This window comes from Caballeronia sp. SBC1, from assembly GCF_011493005.1.
GTDB lineage: Bacteria > Pseudomonadota > Gammaproteobacteria > Burkholderiales > Burkholderiaceae > Caballeronia.
This window is the reverse complement of record NZ_CP049156.1, coordinates 640,301-658,666: the sequence shown is the minus strand read 5'-3', so window position 1 is coordinate 658,666 and position 18,366 is coordinate 640,301. Positions and strand designations below refer to the sequence as shown.

Annotated in this window: 5 protein-coding genes; 2 read left to right on the top strand and 3 right to left on the bottom strand. The window is 60.4% G+C overall.

The window, feature by feature from the left end; all coding sequences use genetic code 11:
- Nucleotides 1–292 precede the first annotated feature (292 nt).
- A complete protein-coding gene (locus SBC1_RS02810) occupies nucleotides 293–6,061 on the bottom strand; it encodes an Ig-like domain-containing protein (protein WP_165987213.1) in 5,769 nt (1,922 codons plus the stop codon).
- Between the two features lie 193 nt (nucleotides 6,062–6,254).
- On the opposite strand from SBC1_RS02810, the gene istA reads away from it, so the two are divergent.
- Both istA and istB read left to right on the top strand, forming a co-directional pair.
- On the top strand, nucleotides 6,255–7,778 hold the full coding sequence (gene istA / locus SBC1_RS02805; RefSeq protein WP_165106248.1) for an IS21 family transposase: 1,524 nt from the start codon (nucleotides 6,255–6,257) through the stop codon (nucleotides 7,776–7,778).
- Between the two features lie 8 nt (nucleotides 7,779–7,786).
- Entirely contained in the window at nucleotides 7,787–8,575 is a 789-nt protein-coding gene (gene istB, locus SBC1_RS02800) for an IS21-like element helper ATPase IstB (protein WP_165098394.1), read from the top strand.
- Here istB and SBC1_RS02795 read toward each other — a convergent pair.
- Both SBC1_RS02795 and SBC1_RS02790 read right to left on the bottom strand, forming a co-directional pair.
- The gene (locus SBC1_RS02795; RefSeq protein ID WP_165987212.1) at nucleotides 8,500–10,836 is read right to left on the bottom strand and encodes an Ig-like domain-containing protein; all 2,337 of its coding nucleotides are present in this window, start codon (nucleotides 10,834–10,836) and stop codon (nucleotides 8,500–8,502) included. The two genes, istB and SBC1_RS02795, sit on opposite strands and share 76 nt — an antisense overlap.
- Nucleotides 10,837–11,296: 460 nt before the next feature.
- Entirely contained in the window at nucleotides 11,297–18,334 is a 7,038-nt protein-coding gene (locus tag SBC1_RS02790; RefSeq protein WP_165987210.1) for an Ig-like domain-containing protein, read from the bottom strand.
- Between the last annotated feature and the right edge of the window lie 32 nt (nucleotides 18,335–18,366).

Here is an 18,366-nt window from a genome sequence, read left to right as displayed (position 1 = left end):
TACCAGATAACAACCCGATTGCCGCAGGGCCAGCGAGTGGCCGAGCGCCTTCGATTGAATCGCTAAGTTACCTTCCAGAAACTGCGAAATCCATTCGAACGGTGAAACAGCGCGTTGCTAGTTTTGTGATACGTGTTGCGCCGTCAGAGCTGCATCACGACCACTCATGTGAATGGGTCCGCGCGGTCCAAAACAAAAAACCGTTCCAGAACATCCTGGAACGGCTTTTCGTACAACTTCGATCAACCCGCTTTCCCAAACCGGCGAAAGCGGATGTCTACATCATGAAGCTTTAATGCACGACGATCTGCACACCTTGCTGAACCAGAAGTTCGGTATGCGCGCCTGAGTGCTCGTACACGTTGTACGTGACGCCACCCACTTGCGCTGTGCCGTGCGCCTGCCACTCGCCTTCAGCCAGACCCGCAATGTGCGAGTTCGACAGATCGACTTCGTCGCCTTCCTTGCCCTGCACCATCATCTGCTGCTTGCCGTCCTTCATGAACAGGTCGGTTTCGCCCAGATTCAGCACGTCGGTGAGCGACAGCTTCAGCGTGTTGTGCTGACCGCCCAGGTCGATGGCTTCAATGCCCGAGATCTTTGCCGCTGCCGTCTGGCCTGTCAGCGAGGTCAGATCCAGCACCTGATGATCGCCCGTCAGGTGCAGCGTATTGACCGCAGTCGCCGTACCTGTTGTCGGGTCAATCCCATGGGCCTTGCTGCCTTCAATGTGAGCGGTACTTTCCTTGAAGTAGGAAGCAGGATCCACGTTCAGATCGACTGTGTCGTGGCCAGACTTGCCTACGAACAATTCAGTTTGACCAACCGCAATGTGATGATCAGCCGTCGCCAGCGTGGAAGAATCATCAGTAGATGACGCGGCTACAGCCTGGGCATCAGAGCTGTCGCTCGTAACCTCCTGAGAACTATGGACTGCCGAAACAGAAGCCAACGGTACCGCACTGCCTCCGCTGAACCCGTGCGAGTAGACCACGACGTTATAAGGCATAGTCACCCCACCCGGCCCGTCGCTACCGAACACAATCGCGCCAGAATCCACGAGATATTTTTTGCCACTTGTGTCGGTAACATATACGTTTATCCGATTGACGCCGGCACTTCCGTAAAGAGGATAGTAGTAAGGTATGTTGTAGTAAGTATTACCATCGCTCAAAACCACAAGGGAAGTTGAGGTTAGTGTTTTTCCAAGGTTGTCAACAACGGTAACCGATGCGACTTTTGCAGTGTCAACTGTCGGCAATTGTATGGAAACACCATAGCCAATAATGTTCACCAGCCCCGCGAGGAAACGTCCATTGGCAACAATATGGGCAATGTTTGGATCAACGGCGGGCGTGGTATTAACTGTAATCGACCAATGGTTCGATGCTGCGCTTTCCGGCTGACCTGTAGCAAACTGCGTTGCGGTGAAGTCGTGTGCGCCAGTTGACAGGCCGCCTGTGACCTTGATTGACCATGTGCCATTGGCCGCCACCTTCGTGTCGCCACAACCGATGCCGTTCTGGTACAGATACACGGTGTCGCCCGGAATGCCCGTGCCGCTGACCGTCGGATGTGCGTCAGCGGTTGCGCCACCAGCCGGAACCGTACCGGTGTGAGCGCTGGTGGCATCCACCACGTTCGCGATCACAGGCGGTGCAAACGGCGACGCCTCGCTGAAGCTGTACCCAGCTGAGAACGCGCTTGCGCCTGCGCTGTTTTCAACGCGTGCCGTATAGGTGTGGCTTCCCACTCCCACGCCCGAATCGTTGAACGACCAGCTCGTGCCGCTCATGGTGGCCGTGCCGACCTTGTTGCCATCGCGATAAACCGCCAGCGATTCACCACTCAGCAATGCATGGTCAACCGTGCCCTTGACGATCGGCGTTGTGTCCAGCGTCGAACCACCGCGGTTCACCAGCACCAGACTGCCCGATGTGTCGTCGTACAGGCCGCTGATGGTGACCGACTCCGTGGGCGCGACCACCGGTGCGCTGACCGTGATCGACCAATGATTCGATATCGCGCTCTCCGACTGACCCGCAGCAAACTGCGTGGCGGTGAAGTCGTGTGCGCCAGTTGACAGGCCGCCTGTGACCTTGATTGACCATGTGCCATTGGCCGCCACCTTCGTGTCGCCACAACCGATGCCGTTCTGGTACAGATACACGGTGTCGCCCGGAATGCCCGTGCCGCTGACCGTCGGATGTGTGTCAGCGGTTGCGCCACCAGCCGGAACCGTACCGGTGTGAGCGCTGGTGGCATCCACCACGTTCGCGATCACAGGCGGTGCAAACGGCGACGCCTCGCTGAAGCTGTACCCAGCTGAGAACGCGCTTGCGCCTGCGCTGTTTTCAACGCGTGCCGTATAGGTGTGGCTTCCCACTCCCACGCCCGAATCGTTGAACGACCAGCTCGTGCCGCTCATGGTGGCCGTGCCGACCTTGTTGCCATCGCGATAAACCGCCAGCGATTCACCACTCAGCAATGCATGGTCAACCGTGCCCTTGACGATCGGCGTTGTGTCCAGCGTCGAACCACCGCGGTTCACCAGCACCAGACTGCCCGATGTGTCGTCGTACAGGCCGCTGATGGTGACCGACTCCGTGGGCGCGACCACCGGTGCGCTGACCGTGATCGACCAATGGTTCGATGCTGCGCTTTCTCCTCCAATAACGGCAAGCTGTGTTGCCGTGAAGTCGTGTGCGCCGCTGGACAAATCACCCGTGATCTTGATCGACCACTTGCCATCGGCACCCACCTTCGTGTCGCCACAGCCCACACCGTTCTGATACAGATAAACAGTGTACCCAGGAAACCCCGTGCCGCTGACCGTCGGATGCGTGTCGGTCGTCGCGCCACCGGCCGGAACCGTACCTGTGTGAGCGCTGGTTGCGTCCACTACGTTTGCGATCACCGGCGCGGTGAGTGCCGAAACCTCGACAAAGCTATACCCTGCCGAGAACGCGCCATTACCTGCACTGCTCTCCACGCGCACCGTATAGGTGTGGCTTCCTACTGCCACGCCCGAATCGTTAAACGACCAGTTGGTGCTGCCGTTTATCTCAGCCGTTCCGATCTTGGTGCCGTCGCGATAAACAACCACCGATTCACCGTTGAGCAATGCATGGTCGATGATGCCCCTGATGCTCGGCGTCGTGTCCTTGGTCGAGCCGCCCTTGTTCACCAACATCATGTCGCCCGATGTGTCGTCATACAGACCGGTGATCGTGACCACTTCTGTCGGCGCGACCACCGGTGTGCTGACCGTAATCGACCAATGGTTCGATACCGCGCTCTCCGGCTGACCTGCAGCAAACTGCGTGGCGGTGAAGTCATGTGCGCCAGTCGACAGGTCGCCTATGAGCTTGATCGACCATGTACCGTTGGCAGCCACCTTCGTGTCGCCACAACCCATGCCGTTCTGGTACAGATACACCGTGTTGCCCGGAATGCCCGTGCCGCTGATGGTCGGATGCGTGTCGGTGGTGGTGCTACCAGCCGGAACCGTACCCGTGTGAGCGCTGGTGGCATCCACCACGTTTGCGATCACTGGCGGTGCAAACGGCGACGCCTCGCTAAAGCTGTACCCGGCCGAGAACGCGCTCGCGCCCGCGCTGTTCTCAACGCGTGCCGTGTAGGTGTGGCTTCCCACTCCCACGCCCGAATCGTTGAACGACCAGCTCGTGCCGCTCATGGTGGCCGTGCCGACCTTGTTGCCATCGCGATAAACCACCAGCGATTCACCACTCAGCAACGCATGGTCAACGGTGCCCTTGACGATCGGCGTTGTGTCCAGCGTCGAACCACCGCGGTTCACCAGCACCAGACTGCCCGATGTGTCGTCGTACAGCCCGCTGATGGTGACCGACTCCGTGGGAGCGACCACCGGTGTGCTGACCGTGATCGACCAATGGTTCGATACCGCGCTTTCCGACTGACCTGCAGCAAACTGCGTTGCGGTGAAGTCGTGTGCGCCCGTGGACAGGTCGCCTGTGATCTTGATCGACCATGTACCGTTGGCAGCCACCTTGGTGTCGCCACAGCCCATACCGTTCTGGTACAGATACACGGTGTTGCCCGGAATGCCCGTGCCGCTGACCGTCGGATGCGTGTCGGTGGTTGCGCCACCGGCCGGAACCGTACCCGTGTGTGCGGTGGTTGCATCCACCACGTTCAGGATTGCAGGCGGTGCAAATGCCGAAGTCACCGTGAACGCAACGTGCGCCGACTGTGCGCTTGGCGTGCCAGCCAGGTTCGTATCGATGGCATACACATCGTGCGAGCCCACCGACAGATCCGTCGACGGCTTGATGCTCCACTTGCCATCCGTGCCCGCCTTCGCCGAACCGATCACCGTCGAGCCGTCGTACAGCGTGACGATATCGCCCGCCAGGGCCGTGCCGCTCACCGTCGGGTGCGCGTTGGTCGTCGAGCTGCCAGCGGGGATTGCTGCGCCCGCGTCGTCCGTCAGACCCGTGATGACCGGCTTGGCTGGCGTGCTGGTGTCAACCGTGATCGACCAGTGGTTCGATACCGCGCTTTGCGGCTGACCGGGTGCAAATTGCGTTGCCGTGAGGTCGTTTACTCCCGCACGCAGATCGTTTAAGAGCTTGATCGACCACTTGCCATCAGCGCCCACCTTCGTGTCGCCACAGCCCATACCGTTCTGGTACACATACACCGTATCGCCCGGGATGCCCGTGCCGCTGATGGTCGGACGCGGATCGTCCGTCACACCGCCTGGCGGAACCGTGCCCTGAATCGGGCCAACCGCGTCCACCACGTTCAGGATCACCGGCGCATCTGCGACCAGCGAGAAGTTGAAGGCAAACGCATCGGACTTCGGTCCGATCGCGCCGGCCGCGTTCGTGTCCGTCACGGAAATGCTGTGCGAACCTGTGGACAGGTCAGCGGCCGGCGTGAAGATCCACTTGCCGTCGCTGCCAATCTTGACCGAACCCAATGTGCTCGTGCCGTCGTACACCGTGATGATGTCGCCCGCCTTGCCCGTGCCGCTGATGTGCGGATGGCCGTTACTGGTGGTCGAGCCCGCGGGAATCACCACGCCATTGTCGTCGCTGAGCACCGGAATAGCAGGCTTGGCTGGCGTGCTCGTGTCAACCGTGATCGACCAATGGTTCGACGCCACGCTTTGCGGCTGACCCGGCGCAAACTGCGTCGCCGTGAAGTCGTGCGCGCCGCTGGACAAATCGCTCAAGAGCTTGATTGACCACTTGCCGTCCGCACCTACCTTCGTGTCGCCACAGCCCATGCCGTTCTGATAGAGATAAACCGTGTCGCCCGGGATGCCCGTGCCGCTGATGGTCGGACGCGGATCGTCCGTGACACCACCTGCCGGAACCGTGCCTTGAACCGGGCCAACCGCGTCCACCACGTTCAGGATCACCGGCGCCACAAACGCCGAGGTCACCGTGAACGCAACGTGCGTCGACTGTGCGCTTGGCGTGCCGGCCAGGTTCGTATCGATGGCATACACGTCGTGCGAGCCCACCGACAGATCCGTCGACGGCTTGATGCTCCATTTGCCGTCCGTGCCCGCCTTCGCTGAACCGATCACCGTTGAGCCGTCGTACAGCGTGACGATATCGCCTGCCAGGGCCGTGCCGCTCACCGTCGGGTGCGCGTTGGTCGTCGAGCTGCCAGCGGGGATTGCTGCGCCCGCGTCGTCCGTCAGACCCGTGATGACCGGCTTCGCTGGGGTCGATGTGTCAACCGTGATCGACCAATGGTTCGACGCCACGCTTTCCGGCTGACCCGGCGCAAACTGCGTCGCGGTCATGTCGTGCACGCCATTGGACAACGCGCCCGGGATCTTGATCGACCACTTGCCGTCGGCGCCTACCTTCGTGTCGCCACAGCCCACACCGTTCTGGTACACATAAACCGTATTGCCTGGAATGCCCGTGCCGCTGATGGTCGGATGCGTGTCATCGGTCACACCGCCTGCCGGAACCGTGCCCTGAATCGGGCCAACCGCGTCCACCACGTTCACAATCACCGGCGCCACAAATGTGAATTTCCGGCATATAGGAGCCATTTCGTTTTCGGCGTAATGGCGCCACCGGATTTCCGGCGTAATGGAGCCACGACGTTTTCGGCGTAAAGGCGCCAGTCGTTTTTCGGCGTAATGGCGCCACCCGGATGACGAGCAACGAGGGTTCGAACTTTCATTGATCGGCTAGACTGCCGGCCTTTTGCCGGGAGAGGCCGTGGCCAATCGGAGGTTCGAGATGTACCAATACCGACAGATCCTGGTGCGCATGCGCCGAGGCGACTCTGACCGGGATATCGCACGATCGAAGACCATGGGGCGCAAGAAGATTGCGCAGGTGCGGGAGATTGCCGCCAAGAACGGATGGTTGGCGCGTGAAGCGGCTTTACCCGACGAACACGTAATGGCCGCTTTCCTGGATCGCAAAGAGGCGCCGCTACCATCGAGTTGCGTCTCAACCTTGGAACCGTGGCGCGAGCAGATCAGCAAGTGGCGGGCAACCGGCGTTCAATGCACCACGATCCACGCCACGCTCGTTCGCAACCACGGATACAGCGGCAGCTATTCCTCGGTCTATCGTTTCCTTCTGCATATAGACGCCTCGCACACGCCCGACGTGCCGCTGCGCCTGGAGTTCAAGCCGGCCGAAGCCGCGCAAGTTGATTTCGGCGCCGGCCCGATGATGACCGACGCGCTCACCGGCGAGATCCATAAGACTTGGTTCTTCGTCATGACCCTGGCGTGGTCGCGCCACCAATATGTCGAGTTTGTTCGAGACCAAACCGTAGCGACCTGGCTGGGATGTCATCGGCGCGCCTTTGAGGCATTTGGGGGCGTGCCGGCCCGGGTCATCATCGACAACTGCAAATGTGCGATCACCCGGGCGTGTTATTACGAGCCCGAAGTGCAACGCGCGTATGGCGAGTGCGCAGAAGGATATGGTTTCAAGATCGATGCATGCCCGCCAAGGGATCCGCAAAAAAAGGGAATCGTGGAATCGGGCGTCAAATTTGTAAAGCGAGGCTTCTTGCCACTGCGGGAGTTCCGCGGTCTGGCTGACGCCAACCGCCAGATACACGCTTGGGTCATGAACGAGGCCGGCAACCGCATTCACGGGACCACCCGCGAGATGCCGCTCAAACGCTTCGCGGAAGTCGAACGAAGCCTGCTAAGCAGCTTGCCAGACGTCCCACCAGAGCTTGCGGTGTGGGCTAAGGGGAAGGTGCATCGCGACGCTCACGTTCAGTTCGAGCAGAGTTTTTACTCGGTCCCGTATCGACTGGTCGGCCAGGAGTTGTGGCTCAAGGCGACCGACACTATGGTGACACTCTATCGCGGGCAGGAATCGGTTGCCGCCCACGTGCGTCTTACCCGTCCGGGGGGCCGCCGCACCGTAGACGATCATCTGCCATCCGCTGCTCAAGCGTGGCAACTGCAGGACACTCAATGGTGTCTGGCAACTGCTGAGCAGATCGGGCCTGCCTGCTACGCCCTGGTTCATGCGCTCTTCGGCGACAAAGTCTTAATCAAGATGCGCTCGGTGCAAGGCGTGTTGCGGCTCAAACAGAAATACGGCGCGATTCGACTCGAAGCTGCTTGCTCGCGCGCCAACCATTACGGCACGCCGCATTACACGGCAGTTAAGACCATTCTGCAAAAGGGATTGGATCAGCTGACGCTGTTAAACGCCTTTGATGCGCTGGCGAGCACCTACACCGAAGGGGGCCGTTTCTGCCGCAATACACAAACCATTCTCCAATAAGGCCGGCCATGCATCCCATTCCTGAACTGACTCCACTGCTTAAACAACTGCGCTTGTCTGGCATCCTCGATTCGCTGGAAGCGCGCAACCGCGAGGCCATTGATCGCAAGCTCGCCTTCACCGAATTCCTCTCGCTGCTCATCCATGATGAAGTAGCCCGGCGCGATAACAAGAAACTCAGCTTGCGCATGCGACGCGCCAACTTCCGTAGCCAGAAGACACTCGAAGGCTTCGACTTCGATCGGCTGCCAGGTTTGAATCGAGCCGCCATCCACGATCTGGCCACGTGCCGATTCATCGACGAGAAAGTAGCCGTTCTGATCGCCGGCCCGTGTGGGACTGGCAAGAGTCATCTCGCACAAGCGCTGGGACATGCAGCTGCGCGGCAAGGACACGATGTCTTGTTCTCTACGCAAAGCCAATTGCTATCAAGTCTACGCAGCGCGGCGGCCGTGGGCACCTACGACCGCCGTTTCCAGTATCTCGCCAAGCTTCCACTTCTGATCATTGACGACTTCGGACTCAAGCCACTGCGTTCGCCGGACGATGAAGACTTCCACGACCTGATCGCCGAGCGTTATGAGCGCACGGCCACGATCTTAACTTCCAATTTGGACTTCCCGGAATGGGGTGAAGCATTCCCAGGTAACAAGATGATCGGCGCGGCAACCCTTGACCGCTTGCGTCATGGTGCCCACAAAATCGTCCTCGACGGCGAGAGCTATCGCGGACTAAAACCGGGCGTCGAGTCACCTAGAACCGAGCTTGCAAAAGGAGGCAAAATCAAGCAACCTTGATCCCCGTTCGAACCCTCCAATTGCTCGTTTCCGGTGGCGTCATTACGGCGAAAATGCCCGGCGCCATTACGCCGAAAGGTGACAACAAACGCCGACGTCACCGTGAACGCAACGTGCGTCGACTGTGCGCTTGGCGTACCGGCCAGGTTCGTATCGATGGCATACACATCGTGTGAACCCACCGACAGATCCTTCGACGGCTTGATGCTCCACTTGCCGTCCGTGCCAGCCTTCGCCGAACCGATCAACGTCGCGCCGTCATACAGCGTGACGATATCGCCTGCCAGGGCCGTGCCGCTCACCGTCGGGTGCGCGTCGGTCGTCGAGCTGCCAGCAGGAATCGCTGCGCCCGCGTCATCCGTGAGGCCCGTGATTACCGGCTTGGCTGGCGTGCTGGTGTCAACCGTGATCGACCAATGGTTCGATGCCGCGCTTTCCGACTGACCCGGCGCAAACTGCGTCGCCGTGAAGTCGTGCGCGCCGCTGGACAAATCGCTCAAGAGCTTGATTGACCACTTGCCGTCGGCACCCACCTTGGTGTCGCCGCAACCGGTACCGTTCTGATAGAGATAAACCGTGTCGCCCGGGATGCCCGTGCCGCTGATCGTCGGACGCGGATCGTCCGTCACGCCACCGGCTGCAACCGTGCCTTGAACCGGGCCAACTGCGTCCACGACGCTCACGATCACCGGTGGTGCAAACGCGGACGTCACTGTGAACGCAACGTGCGCCGACTGCGCGCTTGGCGTGCCAGCCAGGTTTGTGTCGATGGCATACACGTCATGCGAACCCACCGACAGATCCTTCGACGGCTTGATGCTCCACTTGCCATCCGTGCCAACCTTCGCTGAACCGATTACCGTTGAGCCGTCGTACAGCGTGACAATATCGCCCGCCTTGGCCGTGCCGCTCACCGTCGGGTGCGCGTTGGTCGTCGAGCTGCCAGCGGGAATGGCTGCGCCCGCGTCATCCGTGAGACCCGTGATTACCGGCTTGCCCGGCGTGCTCGTGTCGATCGTGAAGGACCAATGGTTCGACGCCGGGCTTTGTGGCTGACCCGCTGCGAACTGCGTCGCCGTCATGTCATGCACGCCGTTCGACATGGCGCCCGTGATCTTGATTGACCACGTGCCGTCTGCCGCGACCTTGGTGTCGCCACAGCCGATGCCGTTCTGATACACATAAACCGTATTGCCCGGAATGCCCGTGCCGCTGATGGTCGGATGCGTATCGTCGGTCACCCCACCGACCGGAACCGTGCCCTGAACCGGGCCAACCGCATCCACAATGTTCAGGATGACCGGCGACGGATTCGTGTTGATCACGATCGCGGTGTGATCCGACTGCGGGCTGGACGTACCGGCCGGGTTCGTTTCGATCACATAGATGTCGTGCGTGCCGTTGGACAGATCCGTCGTGGGCTTGAAGCTCCACTTGCCGTCCGCACCAATGACCACCGAGCCAATCACCTTCGAACCGTCGTACACGGTGATGGTGTCGCCTGCCTTGCCTGTACCGCTAATGTTCGGATGCGCGTCAGTCGTCGTGCCGGTGATCGGCACGCCGCTGTCGTCGGTCGGAACGTTCACCACCGGCTTGGCAACCGGGCTGGTGTCAACCGTCACGGTCCAGGTGTTGGACTGAGGGCTCAGATCCTGAGTAGCACTATATTGACCCGCGGACAACACGTGCGGGCCGTCACCCATTACTGCCAGGGTGAACGTCCAGTGACCCGTGGCGTCAACTATGACTGGAGAATAAGAATTTACGCCATCTACGTAGACCAGGATGCTGCTGCCCGCGACACCCGTTCCGCTAATGGTCGGGTGCGAGTCATTGGTGAAACCGTTGTTCGGAATCACGTGTTGAGCCGGGCCAGCCTCATTGACAAGACTCGTGATGACCGGAGCAGGCGCGTAGCTCGGCGTGACGATAATCCACGAACGATCCGACGGCAGGCTGGTGTCGCCTGCGGCGTTGGATTCAACCACGAAAAGGCCATGCGAGCCTGGAGCCATTGGAACCGCAGGCTGGACGGACCACTTGCCGTTGGCGTCGATGATAGTCGAACCCAACAGGATCACACCGTCATACAAGCTGATGATGTCGCCAGCGGTGCCGGTGCCGCTCATCTTCGGCGAAGCGTCGGCGGTAACACCGTCAACGATCGGCAGTGAATTGCCGTCGACCAGGCTGGTGACTATCGGGGTATTTAAAGCCGCGGCTAAAAGCGGATTCGGGGGGGTAGGTTGAATTGCCATTTCTTGATTGCCCAGGTGTTACTGTCAAATCGATGAAGTCCCAAGGCCGGCGATCAGATGACCGGTCGCGCGCAGTGAGCTCGAAAACCGGCGGGGATCGCGCACGCGCGCACTCCCGTCGGGAGCTCCAATTCTGGCTATCAGGCGAGCGCTGACCAATTGGAACAATCCTAAATGCCTCGGTCATATGCAGATTCAACCTGTCTCGAAAACAAGCTTGCGTTTGGACACAATCAGTTTCATCAATGACACGCGTTGCGATGCTCAAAAAACGGTTTAATCGGATCGCACTATATGGGTCACTGACCTGAGGGATTGCAGCGGCCGGTTTGAAAAAATTGGGCGATCTCTTGCCGGGCGCACCGCAAAAAAAAGGCCGTTCCAGAACATCCTGGAACGGCCTCTTGCTACCTTGAATCAACCCGCTTTCCTCACCAGGCGAAAGCGGATCTCACCACTCTTAATGCACTACGATCTGCACGCCTTGCTGAACGAGCAATTCAGTGTGCGCGCCCGAGTGTTCGTACACGTTGTACGTCACACCACCAACTTGCGCCGTACCGTGTTGCGCCCACTCACCGTCAGCCAGACCGGCAACGTGCGAGTTCGACAGATCAACCGAATCGCCGTCCTTGCCGTTCACCATCATCTGTTGCTTGCCGTCCTTCTGGAACAGGTCGGTTTCGCCCAGATTCAGCACGTCTGTCAGCGAAAGTTTCAGCGTGTTGTGCTGACCGCCCAGGTCGATGGCTTCAATGCCCGAGATCTTCGCCGCTGCCGTTTTACCGGTCAGTGACGTCAGATCCAGCACCTGGTGGTCACCCATCAGATGCAACGTATCAACAGCACCACCCTTCGCGCCTTCAATGTGAGCCGTGGCTTGCTTGAAGTACGAGGCCGGATCAACGCTCAGGTCAACGGTTTCATTACCGCCCGCCGTGCCCTTGAACGTATGCGTTGCATCCACAACCGTATGATGCTCCGCCACCGGTGCGGCCGGCTGCGCAACCTGCTGCACAGCCTGCTGGTCGTGCGTGTCCGTCGCCACTACCACCGAATCATCAACCACCACATGGGTCGACTTGAGCATGACTGATTGCAAGTTGGGGTTGATAAGTGCGGTCACCACAGCGCTGTAATCGTAGTCGTTCCCACCGGCACCAATTAGCCCCGCGGTGAAGCTTACGAGCAACATTCCATTGATTTTCGTCGCGCTGTTAGTTATGTCGCCTGTAACGGTAACCGACCAATTGCCGTTGGCGTCGGCCGTAGTCCGGCCTACCCACGTCATGCCCGCAACCACCTGAATGGTACTGCCCGCAGGGGCCGTACCACTGACGGTCGGATGCAGCTCTTTCGACGCAGCAACGTTCGACATTGCGTTGTTATTCGAATCCACGATCTTCGTGATAGTGACCGAACTCGGTCCGGAGCCGCCGCTGGTGCCGCCGCTGCTGCTGCTCGCCGCAACCGAGACATACCAACTGTTCGAGGCAACGCTTTCCGATTGACCCGGCGCAAACTGCGTTGCCGTGAAGGCGTGCCAGCCGGCGGACAGGTCGCCTGGTATCTTGACCGACCATGTACCGTTGGCGCCCACCGTGGTGCCGCCACACCCGGAGCCGTTTTGATACAGATAAATAATGTCGCCCGGAATGCCCGTGCCGCTAACCGTCGGATGCGTATCAGTGGTGGTGCCACCGGTCGGAACCGTACCCGCGTGAGTGCTGGTTGCATCAACAACATTCGTGATCACCGGCGGTCCAAACGCCGACACCACCGTGAACGCAACGTGCGTCGACTGTGCGCTTGGCGTGCCAGCCAGGTTCGTATCGATGGCATACACGTCGTGCGAACCTGCCGACAGATCCGTCGACGGCTTGATGCTCCACTTGCCATCCGTGCCAGCCTTCGCTGAACCGATCACCGTCGAGCCGTCGTACAGCGTGACGATATCGCCTGCCTTGGCCGTGCCGCTCACCGTCGGGTGCGCGTTGACCGTTGCGCCGCCAGCGGGGATTGCTGCGCCCGCGTCGTCGGTCAGACCGGTGATAACCGGCTTGGCTGGCGTGCTGGTGTCAACCGTGATCGACCAGTGGTTCGATGCCGGACTTTCCGGCTGACCCGCAGCAAACTGCGTTGCCGTGAAGTCGTGCGCGCCCGTGGACAAATCGCTTAAGAGCTTGATCGACCACTTGCCGTCAGCGCCTACCTTCGTGTCGCCACAACCCATACCGTTCTGGTACACATACACCGTGTCGCCCGGAATGCCCGTGCCGCTGATGGTCGGACGCGGATCGTCCGTCACGCCACCTGCCGGAACCGTGCCCTGAACCGAGCCAACTGCATCCACTACGTTCAGGATTACAGGCGACGGATTCGTGTTGATCACAACAGAGGTGTGATCCGACTGCGGGCTCGACGTACCCGCCGGGTTCGTTTCGATCACGTAGATATCGTGTGTACCGCTCGACAGATCGGTCGTGGGCTTGAGGCTCCACTTGCCGTCCGCACCAATCACCACCGAGCCGATCGCCGTCTTGCCGTCATACATGGTGATCGTGTCGCCTGCCTTGCCCGTGCCGCTGAAGGTCGGGTGCGCGTCAGTCGTCGTGCCGCTGATCGGCTTGCCGCTGTCGTCGGTCGGCGCGTTCACTACCGGCTTGGCTGGCGTGCTGGTGTCAACCGTGATCGACCAGTGATTCGATACCGGGCTTTCCGGCTGACCCGGCACAAACTGCGTTGCCGTGAAGTCGTGCGCGCCCGTGGACAACGCGCCCAAAAGCTTGATCGACCACTTGCCGTCAGCGCCCACCTTCGTGTCGCCACAACCGATGCCGTTCTGATACAGATACACCGTATCGCCCGGGATGCCCGTGCCGCTGATGGTCGGATGCGTGTCATCCGTCACGCCACCTGCCGGAACCGTGCCCTGAACCGGGCCAACCGCGTCCACCACGTTCAAGATCACGGGCGACGGATTCGTGTTGATCACAACAGAGGTGTGATCCGACTGCGGGCTCGATGTACCCGCCGGGTTCGTTTCGATCACGTAGATATCGTGCGTACCGCTCGACAGATCGGTCGTGGGCTTGAGGCTCCACTTGCCGTCCGCACCAATCACCACCGAGCCAATCGCCGTCTTGCCGTCGTACATGGTGATGGTGTCGCCTGCCTTGCCCGTGCCGCTGAAGGTCGGGTGCGCGTCAGTCGTCGTGCCGCTGATCGGCTTGCCGCTGTCGTCGGTCGGCGCGTTCACTACCGGTTTGGCTGGCGTGCTGGTGTCAACCGTGATCGACCAATGGTTCGATACCGGGCTTTCCGGCTGACCCGGCACAAACTGCGTTGCCGTGAAGTCGTGCGCGCCCGTGGACAACGCGCCCAAAAGCTTGATCGACCACTTGCCGTCAGCGCCCACCTTCGTGTCGCCACAACCGATGCCGTTCTGATACAGATACACCGTATCGCCCGGGATGCCCGTGCCGCTGATGGTCGGATGCGTGTCATCCGTCACGCCACCTGCCGGAACCGTGCCCTGAACCGGGCCAACCGCGTCCACCACGTTCAAGATCACGGGCGACGGATTCGTGTTGATCACAACAGAGGTGTGATCCGACTGCGGGCTCGATGTACCCGCCGGGTTCGTTTCGATCACGTAGATATCGTGCGTACCGCTCGACAGATCGGTCGTGGGCTTGAGGCTCCACTTGCCGTCCGCACCGATCACCACCGAGCCGATCGCCGTCTTGCCGTCGTACATGGTGATGGTGTCGCCTGCCTTGCCCGTGCCGCTGAAGGTCGGGTGCGCGTCAGTCGTCGTGCCGCTGATCGGCTTGCCGCTGTCGTCGGTCGGCGCGTTCACTACCGGCTTGGCTGGCGTGCTGGTGTCAACCGTGATCGACCAGTGATTCGATACCGGGCTTTGCGGCTGATTGGCAGCAAATTGCGTCGCGGTCATGTCGTGCACGCCGTTGGACAACGCGCCCGGGATCTTGATCGACCACTTGCCGTCGGCGCCCACCTTCGTGTCGCCACAGCCGATGCCGTTCTGATACACATAAACCGTATTGCCCGGGATACCCGTGCCGCTGATGGTCGGATGCGTGTCATCGGTCACGCCACCTGCCGGAACCGTGCCCTGAATCGGGCCAACCGCGTCCACCACGTTCAGGATCACCGGCGACGGATTCGTGTTGATCACGACACTGGTGTGATCCGACTGCGGGCTTGACGTACCGGCCGGGTTCGTTTCGATCACGTAGATATCGTGCGTGCCGCTGGACAGATCCGTCGTGGGCTTGATGCTCCACTTGCCATCCGCACCAATCACCACCGAGCCGATCACCTTCGAGCCGTCGTACATGGTGATGGTGTCGCCTGCCTTGCCTGTACCGCTGAAGGTCGGATGTGCGTCAGTCGTCGAGCCCGTGATCGGCACGCCGCTGTCGTCGGTCGGAACGTTCACCACCGGCTTGGCCGGCGTGCTCGTGTCGATCACCATCGACGTATGTGCCGACGCCGTGTTCGACATGATGCCCGGGTTCGACTCGACCACATAAAGGTCCAGCTTCCCGCTCAGATCGACGGTTGGCTTGACCGACCACGTGCCATCGGCCTTCACAATTGTCGAGCCAACTGCCTGGGAATCGGCAGAGTACATAACAATCGTGTCGCCTGCCTTGCCCGTGCCGTTCATGATCGGACGCGCGTCATTCGTCACGCCATTCGTGATGGGCACGCCAGCTTCATTCGTGATGCTGGTGACAACAGGCTTGTCAGCAGACAACGCAAAATTGAGGTGGCTCGACGGCTGGCTCACCACGCCGGCAGCATTCGTCTGCGTCACGTAGACGTCGCTCGAACCGGCCAAGCCAGTTGTGAAAATGCTCCACACTCCAGCCGCGTTCACCGCTGCGGATCCCAGAACCTTCGAGCCATTGTAGAGCGTGACAACGTCTCCCGGCTCACCGAGCCCGTCCAGCCTGTTGGTCCCTGCGGTCGGCGCAATGTGAACGTCGATGGACTGACCGTTCAACCAGTTGATCGATGCTGCGGGCGGAGCGATGCCCGTTGTCACTGTCAGCGCGGTGTGATCCGACTGCGCGCTGGGCGTACCGGCGAGGTTCGTCTCGATTGCGTAGATGTCATGCGTGCCAACCGACAGATCCGTCGTGGGCTTGATGCTCCACTTGCCATCCGCACCAATGACCACCGAGCCGATCACCTTCGAGCCGTCGTACACGGTGATGGTGTCGCCTGCCTTGCCTGTACCGCTGATGTTCGGATGTGCGTCAGTCGTCGAGCCCGTGATCGGCACGCCGCTGTCGTCGGTCAGTGGGTTCACCACCGGCTTGGCCGGCGTGCTCGTGTCGATCACCATCGACGTATGTGCCGACGCCGTGTCCGACATGATGCCCGGGTTCGACTCGACCACGTAAAGGTCCAGCTTCCCGCTCAGATCGACGGTTGGCTTGACCGACCACGTGCCATCGGCCTTCACAATTGTCGAGCCAACTGGCTGGGAATCGGCAGAGTACATAACAATCGTGTCGCCTGCCTTGCCCGTGCCGTTCATGATCGGACGCGCGTCATTCGTCACGCCATTCGTGATGGGCACCCCAGCTTCATTCGTGATGCTGGTGACAACAGGCTTGTCAGCAGACAACGCAAAATTGAAGTGGCTCGACGGCGGGCTCACCACGCCCGCAGCATTCGTCTGCGTCACGTAAATGTCGCTCGAACCGGCCAAACCAGTTATGAAAAGGCCCCACAATCCGTCGGCGCCGACCGCTGCGGATCCCAGAACCTTCGAGCCATTGTAGAGCGTGACAACGTCGCCCGGCTCACCGAGCCCGTCCAGCCTGTTGCTCCCTGCGCCCGGTGCAATGTGAGCGTCGAGGGACTGACCGTTCAACCAGTTGATCGACGCTGCGGGCGGAGCGATGCCCGTTGTCACTGTCAGCGCGGTGTGATCCGACTGCGGGCTTGACGTACCGGCGAGGTTCGTCTCGATTGCGTAGATGTCATGCGTGCCAACCGACAGATCCGTCGTGGGCTTGATGCTCCACTTGCCGTCCGCGCCAATCACCACCGAGCCGATCACCTTCGAGCCGTCGTACACGGTGATGGTGTCGCCTGCCTTGCCTGTACCGCTGATGTTCGGATGACCATCGGTCGTCGGGCCGCTGATGACCTTGCCGCTGTCGTCGGTCAGTGGGTTCACTACCGGCTTGGCCGGCGTGCTCGTGTCGATCGTGAAGGACCAATGGTTCGACGCCGGGCTTTGTGGCTGACCCGCTGCGAACTGCGTCGCCGTCATGTCATGCACGCCGTTCGACATGGCGCCCGTGATCTTGATTGACCACGTGCCGTCTGCCGCGACCTTGGTGTCGCCACAGCCGATGCCGTTCTGATACACATAAACCGTATTGCCCGGAATGCCCGTGCCGCTGATGGTCGGATGCGTATCGTCGGTCACCCCACCGACCGGAACCGTGCCCTGAACCGGGCCAACCGCATCCACAATGTTCAGGATGACCGGCGACGGATTCGTGTTGATCACGATCGCGGTGTGATCCGACTGCGGGCTGGACGTACCGGCCGGGTTCGTTTCGATCACATAGATGTCGTGCGTGCCGTTGGACAGATCCGTCGTGGGCTTGAAGCTCCACTTGCCGTCCGCACCAATGACCACCGAGCCAATCACCTTCGAACCGTCGTACACGGTGATGGTGTCGCCTGCCTTGCCTGTACCGCTAATGTTCGGATGCGCGTCAGTCGTCGTGCCGGTGATCGGCACGCCGCTGTCGTCGGTCGGAACGTTCACCACCGGCTTGGCAACCGGGCTGGTGTCAACCGTCACGGTCCAGGTGTTGGACTGAGGGCTCAGATCCTGAGTAGCACTATATTGACCCGCGGACAACACGTGCGGGCCGTCACCCATTACTGCCAGGGTGAACGTCCAGTGACCCGTGGCGTCAACTATGACTGGAGAATAAGAATTTACGCCATCTACGTAGACCAGGATGCTGCTGCCCGCGACACCCGTTCCGCTAATGGTCGGGTGCGAGTCATTGGTGAAACCGTTGTTCGGAATCACGTGTTGAGCCGGGCCAGCCTCATTGACAAGACTCGTGATGACCGGAGCAGGCGCGTAGCTCGGCGTGACGATAATCCACGAACGATCCGACGGCAGGCTGGTGTCGCCTGCGGCGTTGGATTCAACCACGAAAAGGCCATGCGAGCCTGGAGCCATTGGAACCGCAGGCTGGACGGACCACTTGCCGTTGGCGTCGATGATAGTCGAACCCAACAGGATCACACCGTCATACAAGCTGATGATGTCGCCAGCGGTGCCGGTGCCGCTCATCTTCGGCGAAGCGTCGGCGGTAACACCGTCAACGATCGGCAGTGAATTGCCGTCGACCAGGCTGGTGACTATCGGGGTTTTTAAAGCCGCGGCTAAAAGCGGATTCGGGGGGGTAGGTTGAATTGCCATTTCTTGATTGTCCAGGTGTTACTGTCAAATCG

Bases quoted from the DNA above. Each gene is read 5' to 3' on its own strand.
- istA (WP_165106248.1), top strand. From the start codon at position 6,255: ATGTACCAATACCGACAGATCCTGGTGCGCATGCGCCGAGGCGACTCT.
- SBC1_RS02795 (WP_165987212.1), bottom strand. From the start codon at position 10,836: ATGGCAATTCAACCTACCCCCCCGAATCCGCTTTTAGCCGCGGCTTTA.
- SBC1_RS02790 (WP_165987210.1), bottom strand. From the start codon at position 18,334: ATGGCAATTCAACCTACCCCCCCGAATCCGCTTTTAGCCGCGGCTTTA.
- istB (WP_165098394.1), top strand. From the start codon at position 7,787: ATGCATCCCATTCCTGAACTGACTCCACTGCTTAAACAACTGCGCTTG.
- SBC1_RS02810 (WP_165987213.1), bottom strand. From the start codon at position 6,061: ATGGCTCCTATATGCCGGAAATTCACATTTGTGGCGCCGGTGATTGTG.